The organism is Burkholderia sp. E168m15 (genome assembly GCF_016586105.1).
Taxonomy (GTDB): Bacteria; Pseudomonadota; Gammaproteobacteria; order Burkholderiales; family Burkholderiaceae; genus Burkholderia; species Burkholderia orbicola.
On sequence record NZ_BCPO01000226.1, the window covers coordinates 1 to 23,765 of the forward strand.

A 23,765-nucleotide genomic window follows, 5' to 3' on the forward strand; every position below is an offset into this window, starting at 1 on the left:
CTACCGTACAGCAGCGCGTAGCTAAGGTAGTTCTGCGCGTTTCGCTACGTGCGCGACTCCGATGCGCTTCAGTCGGCGGTCATGAACCCGAACACCGGTTAGCGTAGCGCAGGCGGTAGCCGCCTTCCACGATCTCGGCCGGCACACGGTTAAATCGCTCGACAAGATGCGCTTATAGGCACGCGCGCGCGTGCCCGACTAGTCGGCAACCCGACATTGGCGCTGAACGAACACGCGCTTCATAAAGATCAACGCTACGCAACACTAGCGATCGATCCACTCACCCGGCAAATACTTTGAATCGTCCAGGAACGCTCGTGTGAAATGGCTGAGCCATTCGAATAGCGTCCGAAGATGCAGCTGAGTGCATCGATGCGGCAGCGATCGACATGGCCGCGGCTTATGAACTCGAAATCCGGGAATTATTTTGGCAATTCAAGTCAATGCAATACCGGTGCTCCATAACCATGGAACCGGTGCCTTTCGAAATAAAACACTCGCCTCTATTCCAAGAGGCGAGTCATCGCCATACGCTTGCGGGAATGCCCGCCGTACACGCGCAAAATCATCACGTCAAGCCTGGAACCCTGTATCGAAATTCGCAGTCATCGTGCCAGTGCAGGTACTACGTGAAGTACCGTCGGGAGCCACTCCGGCCAACAGTAAATACAAGCCCGTTACTCATCGAGGGCCGTCTCAAAGACCGCAGACACAACGCCTGTATATGTCATACCTCTTTTCATGGGGATATCCTTGTTAGAATAGACGCCCAGAACCAACCCTATTTCACCGCCTTTTGCCGCAACGTCTTTACTTGCGACCTCCACTTTCTCCTCATCTATCGGTTTCAGAAACCCCTTCTCGGGGGTTAACACCCGCCGCAGCACACCGATCTTCGAGATTCGATCTTCACCCAGGAGATACCAGTTACCCGTCGTCATTGACTCCCCACCTGAAGTCAATGTCAATTTCACATGAATAGCGCCATAACTACTTTTTATCTTTAATGTCATTGTTTCAGTCTTCTCAGTGCCACGCCACCCAGCCTGAATGTTGTCAAACTTGGCCTCGTAACCACTTGCCCAACCGATTGGCGTTACTTCAAATACACCCTGGGGCGGCACCTTCCCTGCGAGCTGGACCTTTAAATCGACTGCCTCCGGATTTCCCGCATACGCCGACATTGCACATGCGCTCGCAGCAATTGCCAAAGCAAGCTTTCTCACCGACTACTCCTTACTCGGCTTCAGTCTTAAACATCAGGGGTATCGTGCCCGTGTACTGCCCCGGCACCCGGGCAGCCTTGATTTTGTCGCTCGCCTCCCCGGGCGTGATCACCCGCTCGACTAGCTTGCCGCTCTTCGCCTGGGCCTTCGTCACAACCTTGACAGGGTCAGTGCCGACGCCCTTGCCGCCGAAGGAGTACTCATAGAGGCCAGCCGGGACGCTCCTCTTGGAGCGCGCGACAGTTGCCGACCAACTGACCTACCGCTCGGAGAAACCGCTCGCAAGTTGGCCGGCGGGCCAAGGTCACTGCAACCGTGCCACCAACTTTCCGGTGGAATACTTCAGCGGAGGAAGGTCATCTTCACGTCGCTGACGCGGCTTGCCCGGCCTCGACATGCATCCTCGTTCGCTTTTCGCCTTCACGCAGTTCGAACTCGCAACCCGAGCCGGCTTCGCACGGCAGCTCCTTCGTTTTCCCCGGGCGGATGTAATACGCCGTCGGTTCACCGCATGCGCCGCCCTTCTCCTTGCACACGCGATAGGCCTCGAGCGTCACCATCGAACTTCCGTTGTTCTCGACGACGCTCTTGCCACCCTCCACCTTGAACTCCGTCTGATAGCGCTCATCGCCCGGACGCACGATCACCATGGCCCCGTATCCGGTCAGGACGTTGATGCCCGCGGACAGCGATTCCTTGTATTGCTCGATTTCATCGTTGCTCAGCACAAAATCGTCTTTCGATTTCGGCACGACAGGTACAAAGCGCACGCGATAGTAGCGCTCCGCGTCGCGCTTGCCGCGATACAGCAGACGCACCGATTGGGCACCCTCGGCCGGCACGATCAGGCGAGAGGGGCTCGCGATCAGCCCTTGACCGTCTCGTTGGGTCAACAGCGCGGGATCGAGCGGCACCTCTTCCTGCTTGCCGTCATCCTTGAACACCACCTCGCTCACCTCGACCCGTACGAATGCGGTCGCATCCCCCTTGTTCCGGATCCGCTTGAGGATCGATGACTGCTTGCCGCCCATGTACTCGAACATGGGGCCAATGTTGATCGACGGCGAGCCCGCGTGGGCCGAAAGAGAGCACATGGCCAGTAGGCCAGCAAACATACACTTCGCGAGATTGACTTTCATTCGACACTCCTTTTATCGGCACTGAATGCGATCTCGCCCGATGCTGCCGGGGCCCGTCTTTCGCTCATTGCATGTGTGCCAGTTCAAAAATATGCAGCGCTTGCGTGGACCGGCTGCATGTCAGAGATTCCATTTTCCGCACGCCAGGTTGCGGCGAATATCGGAATAATCTGAAAGCGCCGGCCGCGGCCCCGTCCGCCGCGTCACTCGGCGACCGCATCAAATACAACGGAGGCCCTTCCTGTATAGGTCGTCCCCGGATGCCGGCCCATCTCCGAGACTCCCTGACCGTCAATGGCAACATGGGCGGTTGCCACGGCGTTGTCCAGATACCGGTCGACATCGAGCGCGGCGGGTGCCCGCGTGGTCAGTGGAATCCGACTAAATGGCGCTTGACGGTCAGTGGTCGCACCGGCCACCGTCAACGCAAGATCGACCGGTACGACCGAGCCATGGGCGTTGCGCATGACGCAGCGGCCGGCTGCGTCTTCACCGTCCTCGCACCGCAGGCTCACCCGCAGCGGCTCGCCCGTGGACAGCCCGTACGCGACGTCACGCTCGATCCTGGTAGAGGGCTTGCCTTCGGCTATCCAGTTCAACCAGCCCTGAGCAGGGGCGAGCTTGACATCGTTACCAGCGCCCGAGTCCGTGATCATGAATTTGTGGCGCACCTTCAACACGAACGCGACATCGACGCTCGATCGCGCCACGTGAGCGTGCGCGCCGAAGTCGAAATCCTTGCCTGGTCCAACCGTGAAGGTGTGCACCCCTTGGTAAGTGCCATTGGGCAGCGATACGGGATCCGGCGCGACGAGTTCGTAGGCCACGGCAAGTGAACTTCCATCGAGGACGACTGCGCCCGCGGGAAGCGGCTGGCGAGGGGTCTTGAAACAGCCCCCACCGTCGCGGGGCAAACGCCAGCCGAACCGGTAGGCATTTGCCGTGGCCATAGGCTGGACGGAGAGCGCCGTACATCCTGCCGGCGGCTGTAGCCAGCCACCTCCATTCCAAAGGGCCGCATGCGCCGTTTCGGCGCTTCCTGCCGGCGTACCGGTCAGCTGGTACACATCGGGCCGGAGCGTGTATTGCCCGAACATGCCCACGACCCGGAACGTGACCGCAGTGACCCGGTTCGTGCGTTCGTCCCTGAGTTCGACACGAATCGGATTGGCCGGCGCCCGAAGATAGACGCCATCCTGCCCAGTCGCACCGCTATCGAGCGCACCGTAACTCACATCGCCCACCGGCAGATCGACAGTCGTCACGCCTGCACAGCCACCCGGATCGGCCGCACAAAAGCCTGCCGGCCTCGTGATATTGCGAAAGCCGTTTTCGCCTTGGGTCTGCGCACCGGGCAGATATTCAGCCTCGATCGACACATCGGCGGCACGCGCGACGGTTGCGCCGGCTAGCACCAACACCGAACCGGCCAGCCATCGCATGAGCACGATGAGCGCTCGGGCGGTCGATGCGCGCACGCCGCGGTTGGCGCTACCCTTCTGATTACCCCTGTTCATCATGGTTCTCCGCTGAATCGGCATTGGTCTGCTCCTGTTCACATTCCAACTCCCCGACAATCAGAGAGTCCCCTTCCATTTGATGGTCCTGCGGCTTCAGGTGAAGCGTGCAGAGCGGCTTGCCCCCTTTCTCGACCTTGACGACCGGCTTGGCGTGACTCACCTCGAGCGCGAAAAATCCGTCGGCCTCCGTGACCGACCGGCCCGCGGGGCTGGACAGGTGAGCGGCTCGCACCGGATTGCCTGCATGGTCGACCAGTCGGCCGATCACCGTCATCGTCTTCATGACGTGCACCTTCTCGTACCCGACGCCGCCCTTGTTCAGGTGGTAATGGGTCACGGCCGGCTGCAGCGTCGCCGCCGGCGCCTGCGATCGATCGAAGAAATACTGGAGTCGACCCGCGCGATAGGCCGACACGGGAACCAGATTGCGACCCGGGCGCAGTTCAATGCTGCCCCCCGCGGTGTCCTGCGCACGCACCTTGACCTCCTCGAAATCGGATGCCAGGTCCACAATCACCGCGGACTCGCCATTGAAGGCGTTGCTTTTGCCGGATACGGCAGCGGACTTGCCGTTCGTGCCAACGGTACTGAACAGGTTCATCCCGCCGGCAATGCCCCCTTCCTTGGACGAGCGCTGGAGGAACGCATCGCCGCGCGCCACCGAATGTTCGAACTGCGTGGTGGCACCCACGCTCAAGCCATACCGGTCGACGGTTCCGTTGGCCCCCACCGACTTGAAGAAGCCGGCGTCGAGCTCCTGTCGTACGCCCAGCGACGCATACTGATCACGCTGGCCATCCGAGCCGCTTCGCGTTCCGAGGTTCACGTTGTAACTGCGCTTTTCCTTGCCGAGCGCAATACTCAAGCCAAGATCGACGCCTCGGTTGCGGGTTCTCGCCAACGTCCCGGTGGGACGATCGAAGCCGGACAAACGCCAGGTGAGATCGTTGCCGAACAGGCTATGTCGATGCGAAACCGACAAATCGACACCCAGGCCGTTCGTCGCGCCGCTGGCGTATGAAGCGCGCGACATGATGCTCGTTTGCGGCGTGAAGCGATGGCTCCACGTGATCGCCGAGTCATGCACCTTGCCGCTGCGCACACTCGCGCGCGCATTCCGCTGGCGCCGGTCGTTGCGTTGCCAGCGCTGGCTGTGGCTCAGCGATACGCTCCCGTCCCGGTACGGCATCAGGATCTGCACATCGCCGCCCACTCCGTGCTTCGACGAGTGGTACACATTCCAGTAGGTTCGCGCACGGTCGGTAAACTGCCAGTCAAGCGACGCGCCGAATACGTTGGCGTCGGCCACATGCTGCGCCGACGCACCGAGCACGACCCGCGGATGGGCGAGGTAGTTGATCGCGCCACCCGCGGTGAACGCGTGCGAGCGATCCTCGCCGATCAGGTTGCGTTCCTGTCCAGCAAAGAATGCGTACTTCCACCGTTGTGTAGGATCGCTCCATGCCGCGGGTTTGTAGATAAGCTCGTTCTGCGTGGACGCAACCTGACCATCCTCGACAAGCCGGATCTCCACTTCATAAATGCCGCTGGGCAGCGGGCGCGTATCGACCACCTGCAGCCCCGGTTGCACCGATTGGCTGTGGATCAATGCGCCATTGCGGTAGATTTCCACCATGCCCTGGCGATTCGCGGTCACATAAACGGGATAGAGGCTCGGGCGCGCGCCTTCAACCTCGCGTGCTTCGGACGTACCAAACATCACCCCAAGCGTCGTCGCCGCGCCTCCGCCTGGCATGCGCGGAGGCCGAATACCCGTTGCCAGGTCCGGCGTAAAGAAGCCCGCGCGCGCAAATTTGCCCTCGAACTCGCGCTGCGCGTACAGCCGGGGCACCGAGTATTCAATCTCGCTGGCTCGCCGCATGCCGCGGTTCTGCGTCGCCTGCAGTCCGCTCGTGATCGACCAGTTTCCCACGCTGCCGATGGCGTCGAACGCATACCGTCCGCCGATTTCACGGCCCTGGCCACCCGTCAGATTCAGGTAGTTGTACGTAATCAGGCCAGTGCTTCCGCTGGCCGGCAGCGGGTGATATTTCTTCTGCTCACCATCCTGTTCCGCGCGGCGCGTCACGATCGATAAAACGGAGTCCTGGAGGTTGTAGTGAAGCGCGAGCACGCCATCGCAGTTGGTCGCGCAGGCGCCAAGCGCACGCGGCTCACGCAGAAATTTTTCGATCAGCGCGCGATCGCCCTGGTCGATGCCGCCGTGCTGCTCATCCGAGAGCGCCACCAACTGAACCTTTCCATCCCGACTCAACGTGATGGTGCCCTCACCTGCCGAATGACCGTCAAAATCGATGCGCACAATCAGCGGCGAATCGAACAGTTGCTCGAGAAAATCCGCCGGAAGCTGCTCCGCCTGCTCGAACAGGTCCGCCCCCGAGCCGGCCACCTCCGCACGCGCGAACGCACCCTGTTGGCACAGCGCGCCAATGGCAAGAAAAATAGCGACGCTGATCTTGCTCATTTTTGGCATAGCTGCTCCAACATTCTTTAAATTCGGTTAAATGGATAACCCGGTGGATGCGCGGGACAATCGAAACCGGATACGCCGTATGGGCGAAACGCGCTCCAGAGCCACGCAAGCAAAACCACCGCAGCGGACGCGCGGCAATTTATCGGTGTGGACGGCCGGAAAGCGCAACGCCGACGGGATGCGGTCGGTGTCGACTGAGGCAATTATGGGAAATTGAATGTCCGAAACGAATCAGAGAAATCTGATTTGGGAGGTCAGGACGCGGCTGAAGCGGGTTGTTAAATCTGGAGATTATTAAATAATGAAAAGCGGCGCCGGTTGAATTGGACAGCCAGCGCCGTGCAGGCACGAAATTAGCGATAGAGCCGACGCCTGAGAAAAGACGGGTTCGCCCCTGTTTATAGGGACGAACCCGTCGTCGTGCGCTGGCGGGGAGCCGCACATGCACGGGCGAAAGCACAATCTCAATCCTCGATGCCGGTCTCGAAGACTACTGGAAACGTTCCGCTGTATGATCCGGGGCGCGGCGCTCCATCAAGCTTTACCCACAGTGCCAACCTGGCCAGTCCGCCCGTCCTCGCTACCTCTGCATCAACAACCTCGCGCCAAGTCCCCACTTTATAGGGGCCTACGAAGCCGTTACTATTGTTGAGCGTCGAGACGTTCCAGCGGATCGGCATGGCGTCGCCAGTAACGTTTTCAATAGATGCCTCCTCATTCAAGTTGCCGGCCAGCATGCGGACTCCACCATAGCTGCTGCGCACCTTCCAGCTCAGCTCAACTTTTGACGATTCGCCCTTCGTCCACCCGTCCGGATGCGTAAAGACAACGTTATCCAAATCTCCGCTGTTCACCGTAACATCAAAAAAATCCTGCGAGGGCACCTCGCCCTTGATCTGAACATTGAGATTGATCGGATCCGGATTTGCCGCATACACCGACATAGCCCATGCACTCGCCGCAACTGCCAATACCAGCTTTTTCACCGCATTCCTCCTTACCCGTCGACCTTAGTCTCAAACATCAGCGACACCGTGCCCGCATAGTCACCCGCCACCAGGCTATCCTTCATCGCATCGCTCGCTTCCCCCGGCATGATCTCCACTTCGATCGACTTGCCGTTCTTCGCTTCGTCCTTCGTCACCACCTCGACGGGATCAACGCCGACGTCCTTGCCGCCGACCTTGACACCCAACTTGAAGAACGCGTCCTCTTTCGTTTGGTGGCTGAGCTTCAGGTCATCGGAGGTCGAGAACTTGACCTGCACGTTGCCTACCCCGCTTTTCGCAAGCACGCTCTTCTTCTTCGTATCGAACTTCTTTTCGGCCTCGTTCCAATCGAGCTTCAGCGGCTCGGCGCTGTTCCAACCCTCCTCCTTGATCTCGAAGCCGCCCGCCACCGGCACCTCGGCGCTCAGCTTGATCTCAAAGGACTGCTGCTTGACCTCCGCGTGCGCGGTACCGGCAACTGCGACCGCGCCCAGCAGACACGCACGAACGATTGATTGATGCATACATACTCCACGAATGATTAATAGGGGCAGCGCAACAGGATGCGCACGCCAATCACATTTTCTGCCTCCGGTCAGCCCGACCCAATCAGACAACTCTTATTTGTGCACTGCCAATGAAGACAGGATCACTAACGATGCCATCGCCACCGCTCCTCGAGGATTTCGCGATGGTCATCGACTAACGGCTATACACATGGATTGATGATCTGCCGCCCGGTTTTAGCCCGAGCGGAGGTTGGATTCCGAGTCTAAAGGTTACTGCTTCGCGCCGTGCGCCCACGTCAACCGCGAAGACGTCAAAGAGCGGCCTCACCGACGAACAAGCCATATACACTAAACACCATGACCTATCGCACATACAACTCCCTTAGCCTTCGAGATCCGTCTCAAAGACCGCAAACACAGTCCCGGTATGCGGAACGCCCCTTTTTATTTTCGCGCTATCTCCAAGCAAAGCAGTCAGAACCAATTTTATTTGAGCACCTTTTGCAGCATGATCTTTACTTGCGATCTCCAATTTATCCCTGTCGGCCCATATTAAATCCTGCTTGCCGGGAATGGACACCTGTCGCAACAAACCGACCCTCGACTTTCCATCGGCGCTCTGGAGATACCAGTCGTCTTTAGCATTCGCCTTTTGCTCACCCGAAGTCAACCACGCCTTCATATGAATAGCGCCATAGCTACTTTTTACCAGGAATTGGAGTTCTTTTTTAACTTTCATCTGATCATCCCACTCCTCCGGAATGTCGAATCTGGCCTCCTCACCATTTTCCCAACCGACTGACTTTACTTCAAAGACATTCGGCAGCGGAACTTTACCGGCGAGTTGAACGTTGAAATCGATCGGGTTCGGATCTGCGGCATACGCCGACATTACACATGCACTGGCAACAATTGCCACAACGAGCCTTTTCATCATGATGAACAATTGACACTTGCAGTAAGTTCTTTGGACCATTCAAGTTAATGCGATAGCGGCACGCAATGGCCATTTAACCGGCGCCTGTGGAAAGACGGATTCGCCCCAACTTATAGAGGCGAATCCGTCGTCGTGCGCTGGCGGGGAGCACCGCACATGCACGCGCGAAAGCACCACCTTAATCCTCGATGCCGGTCTCGAAGGTCGCAGTCATCGAGCCAGTGTAGGTACCGCTACGCGGAGTGCGGCCAGGAGCCAGCAGGCGCAAGCGGACACCGACCCATCCGTCGCCTTTGGCGGCATCCTCGGCCGTCAAGACTTCCCGTCCGCTGCTGCCGTTCATTGCGCGCCAATCCGTCCACCCACGCTTGACCGCATTAGTTGTATTGGCTTCAAGCTCGACAAAATCGTCACCACTTTCGTGAACGAGCACCCCACGGTTTTCCAAGACTTCTTTACCCCGCAGCGAAGACTCGAGCCTAATACGGACCGGTCCGTAGGTGCTTTTCACATTCCATTGGACCTCTGCTATCCCTATAGCTGTTCCGTTATTCCAGTCCCAATCGTGTGGCACGTCGAGTGCTACGTTTGAGCCATCCCAGTCGCCCTTGGGCTTTACGTCAAAGACATCCGGCGCCGGCACTTTACCGGCGAGTTGGACGTTGAATTCGATCGGGTTGGGAGCGGCCGCATACGCCGTCATAACCCATGCACTCGCCGCAACTGCCAATACCAGCTTTTTCACCGCATTCCTCCTTACCCGTCGACCTTCGTCTCAAACATCAGCGACACCGTGCCCGTATAGTCACCCGCCACCAGGCCATCCTTCATCGCATCGCTCGCCGCCCCCGGCGTGATCTCCACTTCGATCGACTTGCCGTTCTTCGCTTCGTCCTTCGTCACCACCTCGACGGGATCGGTGCCAACGTCCTTGCCGCCGACCTTGACACCCAACTTGAAGAACGCGTCCTCTTTCGTTTGGTGGCTGAGCTTCAGCTCATCGGAGGTCGAGAACTTGACCTGCACGTTGCCTACCCCGCTTTTCGCAAACACGCTCTTCTTCTTCGTATCGAACTTCTTTTCGGCCTCGTTCCAATCGAGCTTCAGCGGCTCGGCGCTGTTCCAACCCTCCTCCTTGATCTCGAAGCCGCCCACCGCCGGCACCTCGGCGCTCAGCTTGATCTCAAAGGACTGCTGCTTGACCTCTGCGTGCGCGGTACCGGCAATTGCGACCGCGCCCAGCAGACACGCACGAACGATTGATTGATGCATACATACTCCACGAAAAATTAATAGGGGCAGCGCAATAGGATGCGCACGCCAATCACATTTTCTGCCTCTGGTCAGCCGTCCCAATCAGACAACTCATATCTTGTACGCTGCCGATGAATATAGGATCGATTAGAGCTGATAACACAACCGAGGCGCAAAGCTCTCAGTGCCATATTGTTGCGGCACGGTCAGACGCAAAATCAGTAACTAGTTACGGGCGGCACTAGAGCCGCCGATTCCGGTGTTCAGGCCTTCACCCAAAGGTGGACGCCGACGCACAGTGCATGACGGCGCGGCATTAAACTGCATCCTGCATGTCTTGCATCGACATCAGTGACGATGGAAACGGAAGAAACATGACCATCTCTAATTCTTGCGATGGTGACCTCTAACCATCGCGAGACGAAGCCCACAAGACTCATTTTCGAAGATGCACTAACCCAATTGAGCGACGCAGAGAGTCACAAGCTTCATAGAAAATCCCTCTCCACCACCAGATTGGCGCAGAGGGATAAAGGTGTCGCCCGTGCCGAGGCATGGGCCAAAGTCACTCCTCAAACCCGGTTTCGAAGACTACTGGAAACGTTCCACTGTATTCTCCGGGGCGCGGCGCTCCATTGGGCGTTGCCCACAGTGCCAACCTCACCAGGCTCCCCGTCTTCGCTACCTCTGCATCAACAACGTCGTGCTGAGTCCCTACGAAATAGGGACCCACCATGACCCCATTGTTGGGCGTCGAGACATTCCAGCCGACCTGCATAGCGTCGCCACTAGCGTTTTTAATATATACCTTCTCACCCATATTACCGGCCTGCATGCGGACTCGACCATAGCTGCTGCGCACCTTCCAGCTCAGCTCAACTTTTGACGAGCCGCCCTTCGTCCACCCGTCCGGATGCGTAAAGACAACGTTATCCAAATCTCCGCTGTTCACCGTAACATCAAAAAAATCCTGCGAGGGCACCTCGCCCTTGATCTGAACATTGAGATTGATCGGATCCGGATTTGCCGCATACACCGACATAGCCCATGCACTCGCTGCAACTGCCAATACCAGCTTTTTCACCGCGTTCCTCCTTACCCGTCGACCTTAGTCTCAAACATCAGCGACACCGTGCCCGCATAGTCACCCGCCACCAGGCTATCCTTCATCGCATCGCTCGCTTCCCCCGGCGTGATCTCCACTTCGATCGACTTGCCGTTCTTCGCTTCGTCCTTCGTCACCACCTCGACGGGATCAACGCCGACATCCTTGCCGCCGACCTTGACACCCAACTTGAAGAACGCGTCCTCTTTCGTTTGGTGGCTGAGCTTCAGGTCATCGGAGGTCGAGAACTTGACCTGCACGTTGCCTACCCCGCTTTTCGCAAACACGCTCTTCTTCTTCGTATCGAACTTCTTTTCGGCCTCGTTCCAATCGAGCTTCAGCGGCTCGGCGCTGTTCCAACCCTCCTCCTTGATCTCGAAGCCGCCCACCGCCGGCACCTCGGCGCTCAGCTTGATCTCAAAGGACTGCTGCTTGACCTCCGCGTGCGCGGTACCGGCAACTGCGACCGCGCCCAGCAGACACGCACGAACGATTGATTGATGCATACATACTCCACGAATGATTAATAGGGGCAGCGCAACAGGATGCGCACGCCAATCACATTTTCTGCCTCCGGTCAGCCCGACCCAATCAGACAACTCTTATTTGTGCCCGCCGTTTTCACAGTAGGATTGCTAATCGAAATCATTGAGGCCATCCCGGGTCGAGCCCCGTGACCAACGACTAACGGCTACGCATTGCACTTGATGACCGGGATGTCGAGCGAGGTTAACCGCCTGGAGTACAGCTCGACGCCTTGCGTCATCGAGACCAACGATCAGTGCTCTCGCGCAATGCCGCCGGCGTTCTTAGTGCATCGTCGCCGTTCGCGATGGCGGATGCGACGAGCGAGGCACTCAACATCACAAACTCCGGGGTTCCGTAGCCCAACCTCTCTGCGGCCCGCTCTACATGATGATAGTCACCGGGGTGGACCTCCAGAACGACTACCTTGTTTTCGCATCGATTGTTATTCACCGAAGCCCTCTCCTTTCGTTTCCAGTGGCCAAGATTTTGAACCCTGTCGGCGGAGTCCAATGAAATTGATGGTACCGACAGTGGCAAGCCACATCGATCAGAAATGTCTCAAATGAGTTTCGGGTTGGCCTCGGCACAGGCTTCGAGCCGGCGGCGTTAGAGAAATTCGGGGATGACGTGAGCAGCGCGGCGTGCGTCTTCAATCAGCGCCACGCCGCTCGGTTCCAACTCCTGCCGGAGACATCCGGACTTCCGTATGGGAGGCGCGTTGAGATTCAGCCCCCGATGTTGACTCGATACGGGTAAAGCAGTGCGAAATCGTCATCGCGCTCTTCCAATCGTGTCGGGAAGCCGCAGCGACGTGCGGGGCCGCGATCCGCAACCGGATTGCCGAGCGAGCGCTGCGTGGTATCGCGATCGGGAGGCGCAACAACTCGTTCGTCAGTTCCAAACCTGGCGTCGAACGCGGCAGCGATGGGTTGTCTAATCGACACGACGCCATTGAGCGACTTCGATCCCGGGGCATACTTCACGCACGTACGTGCGTGCCCACATCGGGACCGTGCGGCGTTTTCTCACCCCACACCGTCAATGCACAAGTAGTGCTTCGACTCTCCTGCGGCTCAGACCAGACAACGTCGACGTAACGACGGACAGCACTTTGAAGTCCGCCGACTCGGCAAGCGCATCCGATACCGACTGAAGGTCGGTCGCCGCCTGTGCGACTGCGGGGCCGTTCTTGTCGCCTTGCAGGGCTTGTCCCTTGGTATCGAGGTGGGCGCGCAGCGTGCGGTCCGCTTGCGTCAGCCCGTCGAGCGCGCGCACCACGTCGCGCAATGCCGCGCGTTGCGACACGCGGTCGGTCACTTGCCAGCGCGCGGGATCGACGGCTTCCGGCATCGCGTCGACTTGCGCGCGGCTGGGGCGGCCTCCAGGGAACCGCCTGCCTCCGCCCTGCACCATCAGATGATCGCGCACGGTGGGCCAGCGCGATTCCGCCACGGTGAAATCAATCTGGCCGTCCACGGCCAGCGCCGCGCGAACACCCCTGCAGGCCAGTGCACGGTCCAGCTCGCCCACAAAGGCGGCTGCGTCCAGCGGCGCATCGCCAAAGCTGACCGCTATCGGCTGCTTGCCCAACCCGGCCGGGTGGAAAACGAGCGTTTCCGCACCGCCGCTTCGCCATTGCTCGACATCGAGCGCGCGCATGCGGAACGTACATACTGCATCGGCGGCCGGATGCACCGCCAACTGCGCATCCAGCACACCGCCCGCCAGCACCGCGCGGTCGCGCCAGAGCGAGCCGAATTTCTCGATAAGTGCAGCAGCACCATCGCCTCCGCGTTCCGCGCCGCTCAAGACCATGCCGATTGCCCTCTTCAAGCCGCGCAACTGCCCAGCGGCCGTCTCGACAAACGCGAGCGCACGCTGCGCGACAGTCACGTCGGCGTTCAGTTGTGCGTGGCGTGCGGTAAAGGCGACCGACACTTCCGGGAAGCGCGGCGCCGCGGCGGAAATTCCCGATGCCGGCAGGTGGGCAATCGGTGTCGCGGTGAGTGCGGCGGCGTGCTTCGTACGAGCACCCCGCTGCGCGCGGCTGGCCACATGTGCATCGTCACGCCGGGAAACCAACTGACCGCGAACGGGTGTGGTAGATCCCATCTTCATGAACGCGGCCTCAGATTGCGTCGAACAACGACAACTGCGTCATGCGCGTATAAATCGCGTACGAACCTTTCACGGCTGCGATGTAGTTGTTTAACTGGTCGATCGCCTCGGCAAAGTCCAGTTCCCCTACCAGACTAACGGCTTGCCCGTTGGCGACAAGCTGCGCTGAATGATTCTCGCTCATCAGATCCAGCGTGTTCTGGGCACCGCCTAGATCAGTAATCTTCATGCTCAGTGCATCGATACCGTTGCGCTTGACCGAGTCCAACGCCGCCGTCAAGACGCGTCGCACCGCCGGTGCGCTCGGATTGACGTCAGGATTCTCCATGGCCGCAATGGCCGCTTCGAGCTTGTTCATCACATCGGCCAGAGGCTCGACCGTGACGTTGGCGTGCTGCGTGACGCCGTGGCCGATCACCACTTGCTGCAGTTCACCGTTGCCGGCGTACGAGTAGCGGCTGCCGACAGGCGCGGTCGCGTCATATGCGACCGGCGCCACATTCGTTTGCGAACCGGAGAAAAGAAAGTTGCCATCGCCATCCTTGGCATTGGCGGCTTGCTTCAGGTTGTCGAGCCGCATGCGCAGTGGCGCGGCGAGCGCATTCAGATCGGCCGCGCTGCGACTGCCGTCGGCGGCAGACAGCAACGAATCTTGCACGGACATCACCGTGCCAAGCATGCCGTCAAGATGCGCCTCATTCTTTTGCAAGCGCACCGACAGCGTGTCGATGTTCTTCTGATAACGCTCCAGCACCGAGGTGTCGCGCTCAATAAGCAGCAGCCGCGCGGCCGCAATCGGGTCGTCCGATGCGCGCTGCACTCGCTGACCCGTGGATATCTTGGACGTGAGATCGGCGGCCTTGCTGTTCGACGCGCGTAGCGTCGCGAGCATGGTGTTGCCGAAGTGTTGACTGGCGATACGCATGTGCTGTTTACCAAATTAAACGTTAGTGTTCGACGCGCCGTGCCGCTGCTTACGCCGCCGTAGCGGTCTTTCGGCCTTTCCGGTATGGGCGACTACACACCGTCATACCGATCGCACCGGATTTCCGCACTGCATCGACAATTGCGATTGCCAAACGGGGCTCTTTGATGCCGCTCACCTTCGACAGAACGGCTTCCTGGCGTCTCTTCATTGGCTCACAACGCTCGCAGGTGCGTGCCATCCATTCAATCCCGCTTAGAAAGCGCGCATCGTCGCGTCGAACAATTCCTTTGCGACGGAAATCACTTTCATGTTGGCCGAGTAAATCTGAAGGGCCTCGGAAAGATTGACGGCTTCCTCGTCCATGCTGACTCCGGACAGCGACTGCCACGCTTCTTCCGCTTGCTGGCGAACATTCACGGCGATTGCCAAACTCGACTGGTTCTGCTCACTCTGCGCACCAAGCTTCCCGACGAGTTGGACGTACGCATCGCCCAACGAGGACTCGCCGAAGCCCGGCAAATCGATCCGTCGGGAGCGCAGTTCGATCAGCTTGAGAAGATTGTCGCTGTTGCCCGGGGTCTTTGGATCGCCCGAAAAACCGAGCTCCTCGGGCTTCATCTCGTTAGCCGTCAAGTGGCCCGTTACCGGATTGAACGTGAACAACGCCTTGCCCGGCGAACCTCCCATGCCGAAGCCAGCAGTGACTTGCTCGTTGAAGCTGCCCGCAAGTTCGGCCGCCAGCGAGCGGATAGCGTCCATCTGCGGCAGCAGCGTGTCCTTTGCAAAAGACGACAAGCCGCCCAGTTCACCGCCGACCTTGGCGCCGTCCACTGAATACTGCGTGCCGGCCAGTTCCAGCTTGAGTTCGAACGTGCCGCCGGACAGCGTTTCCACTCTCATCTTTGCGACCTGATGGCCCGCAATCAGCGGCGTACCGCCGGCGAGACTCACGTCGACGGTGCCGTCGGGTTGACGAACCGTGCGGATATCGACCAGCGCCGCCAACTGGTCGATGGCCTGGTCGCGCTGATCGATGAGCTCGGATGGTGCACCACCGTTGGCTTCCGCTTCGGCGACGAGACGGTTCAACTCGGCGGCAGTTCGGGATAGACCGTTGATCTGCTCCACGGTGGCCGCGCTCTGTTGGCGCAGCGTATCGAGCTGGCCACGCATCATCTGCTGCACACTATTGAAACTCTTCGCCATGCCACCGGCAGCCAGCAGCACCTGCTGCCGCAGCGCGGAGTTAGCCACATCGGCACTGGCCGCATCCAGTGCGCTGAAGAACTTGCCCATCGAGACTTTGATGCTGCCGTCCTTGAGCCCCATCACTTCCTCGAGCTGACGGAAATACGATTCCGCCGCCCGGTGCTCGCCGACCGATCCGTGCGACGCCCACTTCTGCTGCGTATTGGTGTGATTGCCGAAGCGGATCACCGAACTCGCATCGACACCACCACTCACGCGCGAGGTTCGCAGCACACCCTGGCGCGTGTAACCGACGGTCTGCTGGTTTGCCGTGTTGCGTGCCGACCTGTCCATTGCTGCTCGCGCCCCGAGCGCGCCTGACAAACCTATTTGGGTAATCTTCATAGTGACGTTCGAGTACAAAAAATGTGGCGGTGAATGTGTTAATGCATCAGGCTTTCGACGGCGTCGCGTCAGGCGGCAGCATCTGCGCGACCAGCGTGTCCGCGATGCCAAAACCACGTTGCTTCGCGATGGTATCGGCCACCGCACGGTTCGCGTAGTCAAGCATTGCTTCGCTGGAACGGTCGGCAAAGCAATCGTCCCCCTTGAGCTGGTCGGTCGCCTTCTTCATTTCGCTCAGCATCTGGGCGATGAAAAGGCTTTCGAATTTCACTGCTGCCTCTTCCACGCGCGCCCGGTAAGCTGAATCCGATGCCTTCACGGCCACGATCTCAATTGCGGCGTACTGTGCGTGTGACAGGTATCCGGGTTCAAGCGTCATAATCAACTTCCTCGTCAAATCACCACCAGGTCGCCCGTCAGCGCGCCAGCTTCGGAAAGGGCTTGCAGGATCGCCATCAGGTCATCCGGCGTGGCGCCGGTGCGGGTAATCGTGTCGACGATCGCTTGCAGGCTAGCGCCCGATGTCCACTGAAACGCATTGCCGCCCGCCTGCGTCACCCCGATCTCGCTCACGGGCGCCGTCACGGTGCTGCCGTTGGCGAATGCGTTCGGCTGGCTGACCATCGTGCCTTCGGCAATCGTCACCTTGAGCGAGCCGTGCGAGACGACCGCCGGTTTGACCGTCACTCCCTGACTGATAACGACCGTACCGGTGCGCGAGTTAAAGACAACGCGCGGCACCTCCTCGCCTTTACTCACCTTCAGCGCGTTCAAGCGGGCAACGAACGCCACGCGCTGGCTCGGCACCTGGGGGGCGACCACATCCACCGAGGTGGCGTCCACCGTGCTGGCGAGTTCGCTGCCGAGTGCGTCGTTGATCGCGTCGGCGATACTGGAGGCGGTCTGGAAATCCGGACGTTTCAGGTTCAAGCGTACGGTGGGCGTGTCGGCGAAATCGGTGGCAATCTCCCGCTCGATCGTCGCACCCTTGGGAATCCGGCCCGTGGTGGGCGTATTGATGGTGACGCTGGTACCGCTGCGCCCTTGCACGTTCAGACCTGGAATCACCAGGTTGCCTTGCGCCAGCGCATAGACGTCGCCGTCCGCCGCGCGCAACGGGGTCATCAGAAGTGTTCCGCCACGCAGGCTCTTCGCATCGCCGAGCGATGAAACGGTCACGTCCACTTTCTGGCCGCGCCGATAGCCCGGCGGGAAAGTCGCGCTCACTATCACCGCGGCCGCGTTGCGCGAACGCAGGTTGATATTTTCCGGCAGTCGCGTGCCGAATTGCTTGAGCATATTCGTCAGCGACTGGGTGGTGTACTTGGCTTGCGTGCCGTCACCCGATCCGGCCAAGCCAACCACGATGCCGTAGCCGACAAGCGCATTCTCACGCACGCCCTCTACGTCGACCAGGCTACCGACGGTCTGCGCGCGCGCTTCAATTGTGTTGCTCAGCGCGATGCCGATTACGATAGCCAGGGCGGCGACACGGGTGGTTAGTCGGATTGGTTTCATCGTTTCATCCTGTGGTCGACTGGGCGTCGACCTGGTTCAGTCCGTTCGTCGTCAACTCAGAACGGCATCCACGGGCTGTTGAAGAATCGGGTCAACAAGCCAGGCTGATTTGCGTCCGCCAGCGACCCACGGCCCGCGTAGGTAATGCGCGCATTCGCCACGCGTTGAGATGACACACGATTGTTCGAGTCGATGTCGGCGGCACGCACGTAACCCGCCAGACGCACGTTCTCTTCGCCCTGGTTGAGCACGAGGCGCTTCTCGCCCCGCACTTGCAGCAGGCCGTTGGGCATCACGCGCAGCACCACCACCGTCACCGAGCCGCGCAGCGTGTTTTGTTGCGAGCTGGAACCCGCGCCGTTGAACCCGCTCTTCGTGCCGAGTTCGGCCTCGACCGGCAGCGCCTTGCCGAACAGCGACGGCTTCTTGGCGCTGAGACTGCTGTCCTTGCCGACCTGCGTGCCGCTCTTCTTGCTCGCCTGGGTCGACTCTTCGAGATCCACCGTCAACACGTCGCCGGCGCGGAAGGCGCGCACGTCCGACGTGAGCGACCATGCCTGATCGGGAACCAGCACGCCGCCCGCGGTGCCTCGGCGGACATCGAAAACAGTATCGGGCATGCCGTCGTCGAAGTCCGGCAGCGAACGATCGAACGGCCCGGTCGCACAGCCGCCCAGCAAAGCCAGCACACCGCCCATGGCAACGAAGCGGGTGACCGTCATCAGCGCGCCGCCTGCGACAGGTACTGCATCATGTTGTCGGCGGCCGACAGCACCTTGGTGTTCATCTCGTAGGTGCGTTGGGCAGCGATCATCTCGACCATTTCCTCCACGGCCAATACGTTGGAACCCTCGAGCGCACCTTGCTTGATCGTTCCGATGCCATTCTGACCGGGCTCACTTTCGGTGGGCGCGCCGCTGGCAACGGTTTCTGCGTACAGGTTGCCACCCAATGCGAGCAGGCCAGCCGGATTCACGAATTGGGCAAGCTGAAGTTGACCGACTTCGGCCAGCGTCTTGCCTGCGCCCGTCGAAACCGACACCGTTCCGTTCTCGCTGATGGTGATGCCAACCGCCTCGGGTGGAATGTCGATACCCGGCAAGAGAGGCAGGCCCTGTGCATTGGTCAGCCGGCCCTGGTCGCTCAGGCGCAACTGGCCGGCGCGCGTGTAGCCCACTTCGCCGTTCGGCATCTCTACCTGCAAAAAGCCATTGCCGACAATGGCCACGTCCAGCGGCTGGCCGGTCTCCTGGAGCGCGCCGGTGGTGAACACCTTTTGCGTACCGGCAATCCGCGTGCCGTTGCCGAGTTGCACGCCCGGCCCCGTTGCGTTGTCAGAGACCTGAGCGCCGGGCTGGCGCTCGGCACGGTAGAACATGTCTTCGAACACGGCACGATCGCGTTTGAAGCCGACCGTGTTGACGTTCGCAAGATTGTTGGCAATCGCCTGCAGCTTCGCGTCCTGGGCCTGGATGCCCGTCTTGCTGATCCACATTGCGTGATTCATCGTCGCTCTTTAGTGTTGGTTGATTCGTTTGGCGCCGGTCCACCCGAGCGCTTACCCGCGGATGAGCCGGTTGCCGGCATCGGCCATTTCATCGGCCACCTTGTATAGCTTCATCTGCATCTCGAATGAGCGCGTCAGCGACATCGTTTGCATCATTTCCTCGACGGCCGACACGTTGCTGGCTTCCAAATGGCCCCCCTTGACGGTCACGCTGTCGTCGGCCGGATAGTCGGTACCCGTGCGCGAAACGATGAGGCCCTGCGCGTTCTTCACCAGGTCGGTCGGCTCCGGGTTCACCAGCAGCAGTCGACCCGCGTCCTGCACATCCTTCTCGCCCGCCGTCACGACGGAGATCGTGCCGTCCGCGCCGATCGTCAACGCGTCGTGCTCGGGCAGCACGATCGGACCGCCTTCCCCCAATACGGCGTTACCGTTCAGGGTCAGTGCGCCGTCGCCATCGAGCGTGAGCGCGCCAGCTCGCGTGTACGCCACGCCCTGAGCGGTTTCCACCGCCAGATAGCCGGCTCCGTCGATAGCCACATCCAGCGTGCGACCCGTTTCGCTGATCTTGCCGGGCTCGTGATTCACATGCGTCGACGTGAGCGTTGCGTGGTAACGCGAGTCGTAGCCATAACCCCTGGCTGCCTCGCTTGTCACGCTGGCCAGATCGGCGCGAAAGCCGCTGGTCTGTGCATTGGCGAGGTTGTTGGCTCGCACGTTGAGCGCGCGCAGCGAATGCTCGGCGCCTGTCATCGCGGTGTAGAGGAAGTTGTCCATCGCGTTACAGCGCCTGCATCAACGCGCGCATCATTTCGTTTTCGGTCGACAGCACCTTCGAGTTGGCCTGGTAGTTCTGCTGCGCGCCCATCAGGCTCACGAGCTCCGCGGTCATGTCCACGTTCGACTGCTCGACCGCCCGCACGGCGAGCTTGCCGGCCATGCCGGCGCCCGGCTTGCCGACCAGCGGTTCACCGGTAGCGGAACTGGCCTGCCAGGCGGAACCCTCCACCGGCACCAGGCCGTTTTCGTTCTGGAACGTCGCGATGGCCAATTGGCCGGCCGACAGCTTCTTGCCGTTGCTGTACTGCACCTCGATCGAGCCGTCCTCGGCCAGCGACACACCGGTCGCGGTGCCGGCCTTGTAGCCGTCAGCCCGACACCTGTCGGTCGTCTGTTTGCCGCCAAACATCGTCGTGCCGGCGTAGCTGATTGCAATCGACATCGGTGCGGCGTCGGTCGGCGTGCCGAGATCAAGTTCTACGGTGGCGGTCGGCGTTACCAGTTTGCCGGCGTTGTCGAAGCTCAGCTCCACGGGGTTGCCGACATCCTGACCGTCCATCGCGTAATAGACCTGCATCTTGTTGCCCGCATCCTTCACGAAATACTGGGTGACGGTATGTTCGCGACCGAGAGAATCCGTCACGGTGGCGGCCGAGATGCCGTTGTACGACTTCGGATCGTCCTTGTTGAATGGCGAGACCGCCGGCTTGGTCCAGTCGGCAGACATATTGCCGACGTATTCCAGCGAACTGCTCGCCTGTGCGGGAATCGCGCCCCTGGGAATCGTCAGGCTGCCCAGTGCCCCGTCCGCGCCATACCCCTGCACGACGCGGCTCATGAAATCGGTCACGTTGCCGTTCTTGTCAATGTTGAACACACCGGCGCGCGAATAGACCATCGAGCCGTCGGTGTCGCGAGAGATGAAGAACCCCTTGCCTGCGATCGCGGCGTCCATGCTGCGACCCGTCGCGGAAAAATTTCCGGTGACGTCCATCGACTGCGAGGTGGAACCGATCGATACGCCCGACGGCATCGCGTTGATGTAACTCGACGCGAAGTTGGCGCGGCCCGATTTAAAGCCCAGCGTGCCACTGTTGGCGATGTTGTTGCTGATCTGGTTGAGCTGCCCGTTGATGGCGTTGATGCCGGCGAGCGCGATGTTGAAACTCATGACTGGAACCTCTTTGAAATGGGGAGACTCTCGGGAGACGCGGTTTCCGAAGACATACGTTGCTGATTTGAACGGCCGAGAAAGCGAGTGATGTCCGTGGCCGCTGCATCGCCAATGCCTGTGATCGTCAAGATCACGCGACCGTCCGTTCCGAGACGCACGCTTTGCAGATTGCCATCGAGCTCGACGGGGGGCTTCTCGCCGGAGTCGGCAACCGCACGGAGCGTGTAATTGCCCGGCGGCAGGCCGTGCTCTGCGGGATCGATGTTGAAGTCGACGTCGCCCGCCTGTTTTGCACCGAGGGAAACCCTGTACTCGGTGCCGCCCGCATCGGTCAGGATCACGCCAACCTCCGACGCCGACGATTCGAGCTTGAGGCTTCCGGTGACCACCGCATCGCCCAATTCGACCTTTTCCGATCGCACGCGCACTTGTGATCCGACTTGCGACCCGAGCGTCACGACCAGCATGCTTTCCTGCGTCCTGGCGTTGGCGGCGCTAAGGTTGGCAAGCGTCTGCATGGCTTCTACCTGGCTCATCTGCGCGAATTGCGTCACGAACTGATTGGCTTCCATCGGCGCGAGCGGATCTTGATTCTTGACCTGCGCGACCAACAGCCGGGTGAACATGGCCGACACATCGCCTCCGCCATTGCCTGCTGTTGACGTGGCGGTCGAACCGCCTATGCCAGTGACGTTATTGACATTGTTCTGGATATCCACCGCGTTCAGCCCTCACCCATGCGCAGCAGGTCCTGCTGCATACCCTTGATGCGCGTGAGCACCTCGACGTTGGTGGAAAACGCGCGCGATGCGGCCATCATGTCGGCCATTTCCTCGACGGCGCTGACGTTCGAGTAAAACACCATGCCGTTTTCATCTGCCAGCGGGTGGCCCGGCTCATGTCGAGCAGCGAGCGCGTCGTCGGTGGCAATCACGTCCAGCACCTGCACGCGCGCACCACCGTTCTGGAACACCGACGCGAATACCGGTTTGCGCGCGCGGTACGCGGTTTCCTCGGTGCCGGACGTACCTGCATTGGCAAGGTTGCTGGCGATGGTATTGAGCCGCACCGCTTGTGCGGACAACGCCGAACCCGCGATCTGCGAAATGTCCTTGAAGCTCATCAGATGTTCCCCGTGATGGCGGACTTTAAGCCCTTGATTTTCATGTTGACGAATGTCAGGCTGGCCTGGAAATCCGCCGCGTTTTGTGAGAACGCCGCCTGCTCGACACCCAGTTCGACGGTGTTGCCGTCTTGCGAGGGACTGCTGGGCACGCGGTACATCGGTTCATCGCCACCGAATCGCAGCGCGGCATCGAAGGCATCGTTGGCGAGCACGTAGCCGAGGCTCGCACGGAAGTCCAGATCGCGCGCCTGGTAGCCCGGCGTCGATTCGTTGGCCAAGTTCGATGCAAGGAGCTTGGTGCGTTCGGCACGCACTTTGAGTGCGGCCGAATGCACGCCAAGTGCTTGTTCGAGATTCAATCCCATAGTGGCGGCTTGCCTCCGGAAAGTGCCACGCGGTTGTTACCGGCAGCGGTTGAGTCATAGACCGGGTGGAGGTTACGGGCGAGCGAACGTGGCCGCGAAGAGGTTTTACAGAACTTGAACACGGCGCTCGAGCGTTCGCTACAGCCGCGCGGCGCCCTATAATCGAGCGACATTCAGTTCAAGAAAAAGGATGCGATGGCTCCGACACACTCCCGCAAGCAACCGCACGAGCATGTGGTGCTGGCAGCAGTCATCGCGGCGTTGGCGATGCCGCTTGCAGCCTTTGCGCAGGCACCCGCCCCCGCCGCGGCGCATCCAGGCGATCCGGCCGTTCCGCAGGTCGAGAAGGCGGCTCTGACGTGGCTTGAGCGCTATGTTGCCGATCGCGCGCTAACCAAACCCCATGCTTCAGTCGCGGTGTCGTCCCCACGTCGGCCCGCCCCGACGTGCAGCGAGCCCTACGAAATCGCCGCGACTGACACCAAGACGCTGACCCGCATGCGTTTTTCAGTGCGCTGCAAGGGGGACCCGCGCGCCACGACCTATCTGGTGAAGGCTCATATCGACACGCCCGTGCTGGTAGCGGCAACAGCGTTGCGCTCCGGCCACACGCTCAACGAAGCGGATTTCAAGCAGGATGTCCGTGACTTTGCACTCACCCCTGATGCGCTGACCGATCCCGCCCTTGCTGTTGGGCGCATGCTGCGTCGCACGGTAAAAGCCGGCCAGGTGATCCAGGCGCGCCTACTCAACCGCGCGGAAACCATCCACCGCGGCCAGGCGGTCCAAATCGAGGCTAATTCCGGGCCGATACGCGTATCCGTGCCGGGCACCGCCATGCAGAATGGCGCGGTCGACGAGGTTATCCGCGTGAAAAACGCGAGCACCGGCAAAGTAATCTTCGCGCGGGTGATCAGTGCCGACACCGTCGAGCCGGTCGGCGTGACGAAGTAGA

The 23,765-nt window shown here is 60.3% G+C and carries 24 protein-coding genes; 1 reads left to right on the forward strand and 23 read right to left on the reverse strand.

From position 1 onward, the window contains the following. Positions 1-677 precede the first annotated feature (677 nt). From JMF86_RS34220 to flgB, 23 genes are all read right to left on the reverse strand, one after another. On the reverse strand, positions 678-1,226 hold the full coding sequence (locus tag JMF86_RS34220) for a hypothetical protein (protein WP_201317421.1): 549 nt from the start codon (positions 1,224-1,226) through the stop codon (positions 678-680). Between the two features lie 362 nt (positions 1,227-1,588). Continuing rightward, the gene (locus JMF86_RS34225) at positions 1,589-2,365 is read right to left on the reverse strand and encodes a hypothetical protein (RefSeq protein WP_201317422.1); all 777 of its coding nucleotides are present in this window, start codon (positions 2,363-2,365) and stop codon (positions 1,589-1,591) included. A gap of 203 nt (positions 2,366-2,568) precedes the next feature. Beyond that, on the reverse strand, positions 2,569-3,882 hold the full coding sequence (locus JMF86_RS34230) for a hypothetical protein (protein ID WP_201317423.1): 1,314 nt from the start codon (positions 3,880-3,882) through the stop codon (positions 2,569-2,571). After that, on the reverse strand, positions 3,869-6,370 hold the full coding sequence (locus JMF86_RS34235) for a TcfC E-set like domain-containing protein (RefSeq protein WP_201317424.1): 2,502 nt from the start codon (positions 6,368-6,370) through the stop codon (positions 3,869-3,871). Before JMF86_RS34235 ends, JMF86_RS34230 begins: the two co-directional genes overlap by 14 nt. 473 nt (positions 6,371-6,843) lie before the next feature. Beyond that, the gene (locus JMF86_RS34240; RefSeq protein ID WP_201317425.1) at positions 6,844-7,365 is read right to left on the reverse strand and encodes a hypothetical protein; all 522 of its coding nucleotides are present in this window, start codon (positions 7,363-7,365) and stop codon (positions 6,844-6,846) included. An 11-nt stretch (positions 7,366-7,376) separates the two neighbouring features. Next, on the reverse strand, positions 7,377-7,892 hold the full coding sequence (locus tag JMF86_RS34245) for a CS1 type fimbrial major subunit (RefSeq protein ID WP_201317426.1): 516 nt from the start codon (positions 7,890-7,892) through the stop codon (positions 7,377-7,379). 367 nt (positions 7,893-8,259) lie between these two features. After that, positions 8,260-8,814, reverse strand: a complete 555-nt coding sequence (locus JMF86_RS34250; RefSeq protein ID WP_201317427.1) for a hypothetical protein — start codon at positions 8,812-8,814, stop codon at positions 8,260-8,262. A gap of 178 nt (positions 8,815-8,992) precedes the next feature. After that, entirely contained in the window at positions 8,993-9,559 is a 567-nt protein-coding gene (locus JMF86_RS34255) for a hypothetical protein (protein WP_201317428.1), read from the reverse strand. Between the two features lie 11 nt (positions 9,560-9,570). Then, positions 9,571-10,086 carry a CS1 type fimbrial major subunit gene (locus tag JMF86_RS34260; RefSeq protein WP_201317429.1) on the reverse strand — a complete coding sequence of 172 codons (516 nt, stop codon included), beginning with the start codon at positions 10,084-10,086 and terminating at the stop codon, positions 9,571-9,573. A gap of 547 nt (positions 10,087-10,633) precedes the next feature. Then, on the reverse strand, positions 10,634-11,152 hold the full coding sequence (locus tag JMF86_RS34265) for a hypothetical protein (RefSeq protein WP_201317430.1): 519 nt from the start codon (positions 11,150-11,152) through the stop codon (positions 10,634-10,636). A gap of 11 nt (positions 11,153-11,163) precedes the next feature. Next, entirely contained in the window at positions 11,164-11,679 is a 516-nt protein-coding gene (locus JMF86_RS34270; protein WP_201317431.1) for a CS1 type fimbrial major subunit, read from the reverse strand. Positions 11,680-12,739: 1,060 nt separating this feature from the next. Next, on the reverse strand, positions 12,740-13,819 hold the full coding sequence (locus JMF86_RS34275) for a hypothetical protein (RefSeq protein WP_201317432.1): 1,080 nt from the start codon (positions 13,817-13,819) through the stop codon (positions 12,740-12,742). Positions 13,820-13,829: 10 nt separating this feature from the next. Further along, positions 13,830-14,744, reverse strand: a complete 915-nt coding sequence (gene flgL / locus JMF86_RS34280) for a flagellar hook-associated protein FlgL (RefSeq protein WP_201317433.1) — start codon at positions 14,742-14,744, stop codon at positions 13,830-13,832. A 255-nt stretch (positions 14,745-14,999) separates the two neighbouring features. Next, the gene (flgK, locus tag JMF86_RS34285; protein ID WP_201317434.1) at positions 15,000-16,340 is read right to left on the reverse strand and encodes a flagellar hook-associated protein FlgK; all 1,341 of its coding nucleotides are present in this window, start codon (positions 16,338-16,340) and stop codon (positions 15,000-15,002) included. A 46-nt stretch (positions 16,341-16,386) separates the two neighbouring features. Beyond that, a complete protein-coding gene (locus JMF86_RS34290) occupies positions 16,387-16,719 on the reverse strand; it encodes a hypothetical protein (protein WP_201317435.1) in 333 nt (110 codons plus the stop codon). 14 nt (positions 16,720-16,733) lie between these two features. After that, positions 16,734-17,858, reverse strand: coding sequence for a flagellar basal body P-ring protein FlgI (locus JMF86_RS34295; RefSeq protein WP_201317436.1), 1,125 nt, complete (start codon positions 17,856-17,858; stop codon positions 16,734-16,736). Between the two features lie 56 nt (positions 17,859-17,914). Beyond that, positions 17,915-18,580: a flagellar basal body L-ring protein FlgH gene (gene flgH, locus JMF86_RS34300; RefSeq protein WP_201317437.1), complete on the reverse strand. Its 666-nt coding sequence runs from the start codon at positions 18,578-18,580 to the stop codon at positions 17,915-17,917. After that, the gene (gene flgG / locus JMF86_RS34305; protein ID WP_201317438.1) at positions 18,580-19,365 is read right to left on the reverse strand and encodes a flagellar basal-body rod protein FlgG; all 786 of its coding nucleotides are present in this window, start codon (positions 19,363-19,365) and stop codon (positions 18,580-18,582) included. Before flgG ends, flgH begins: the two co-directional genes overlap by 1 nt. Before the next feature lie 51 nt (positions 19,366-19,416). Beyond that, positions 19,417-20,142, reverse strand: a complete 726-nt coding sequence (locus JMF86_RS34310) for a flagellar basal body rod protein FlgF (protein ID WP_201317439.1) — start codon at positions 20,140-20,142, stop codon at positions 19,417-19,419. A 4-nt stretch (positions 20,143-20,146) separates the two neighbouring features. Next, complete coding sequence (locus JMF86_RS34315) at positions 20,147-21,316, reverse strand: flagellar hook-basal body complex protein (protein WP_201317440.1); 1,170 nt, start codon at positions 21,314-21,316, stop codon at positions 20,147-20,149. Then, the gene (locus JMF86_RS34320) at positions 21,313-22,038 is read right to left on the reverse strand and encodes a flagellar hook capping FlgD N-terminal domain-containing protein (RefSeq protein ID WP_201317441.1); all 726 of its coding nucleotides are present in this window, start codon (positions 22,036-22,038) and stop codon (positions 21,313-21,315) included. Before JMF86_RS34320 ends, JMF86_RS34315 begins: the two co-directional genes overlap by 4 nt. 5 nt (positions 22,039-22,043) lie before the next feature. Further along, a complete protein-coding gene (gene flgC / locus JMF86_RS34325; RefSeq protein WP_027782020.1) occupies positions 22,044-22,442 on the reverse strand; it encodes a flagellar basal body rod protein FlgC in 399 nt (132 codons plus the stop codon). After that, on the reverse strand, positions 22,442-22,810 hold the full coding sequence (gene flgB / locus JMF86_RS34330; RefSeq protein WP_201317442.1) for a flagellar basal body rod protein FlgB: 369 nt from the start codon (positions 22,808-22,810) through the stop codon (positions 22,442-22,444). Before flgB ends, flgC begins: the two co-directional genes overlap by 1 nt. 237 nt (positions 22,811-23,047) lie before the next feature. On the opposite strand from flgB, the gene flgA reads away from it, so the two are divergent. Further along, positions 23,048-23,764, forward strand: a complete 717-nt coding sequence (gene flgA / locus JMF86_RS34335) for a flagellar basal body P-ring formation chaperone FlgA (RefSeq protein WP_201317443.1) — start codon at positions 23,048-23,050, stop codon at positions 23,762-23,764. The last annotated feature ends 1 nt before the right edge of the window (position 23,765 follow it).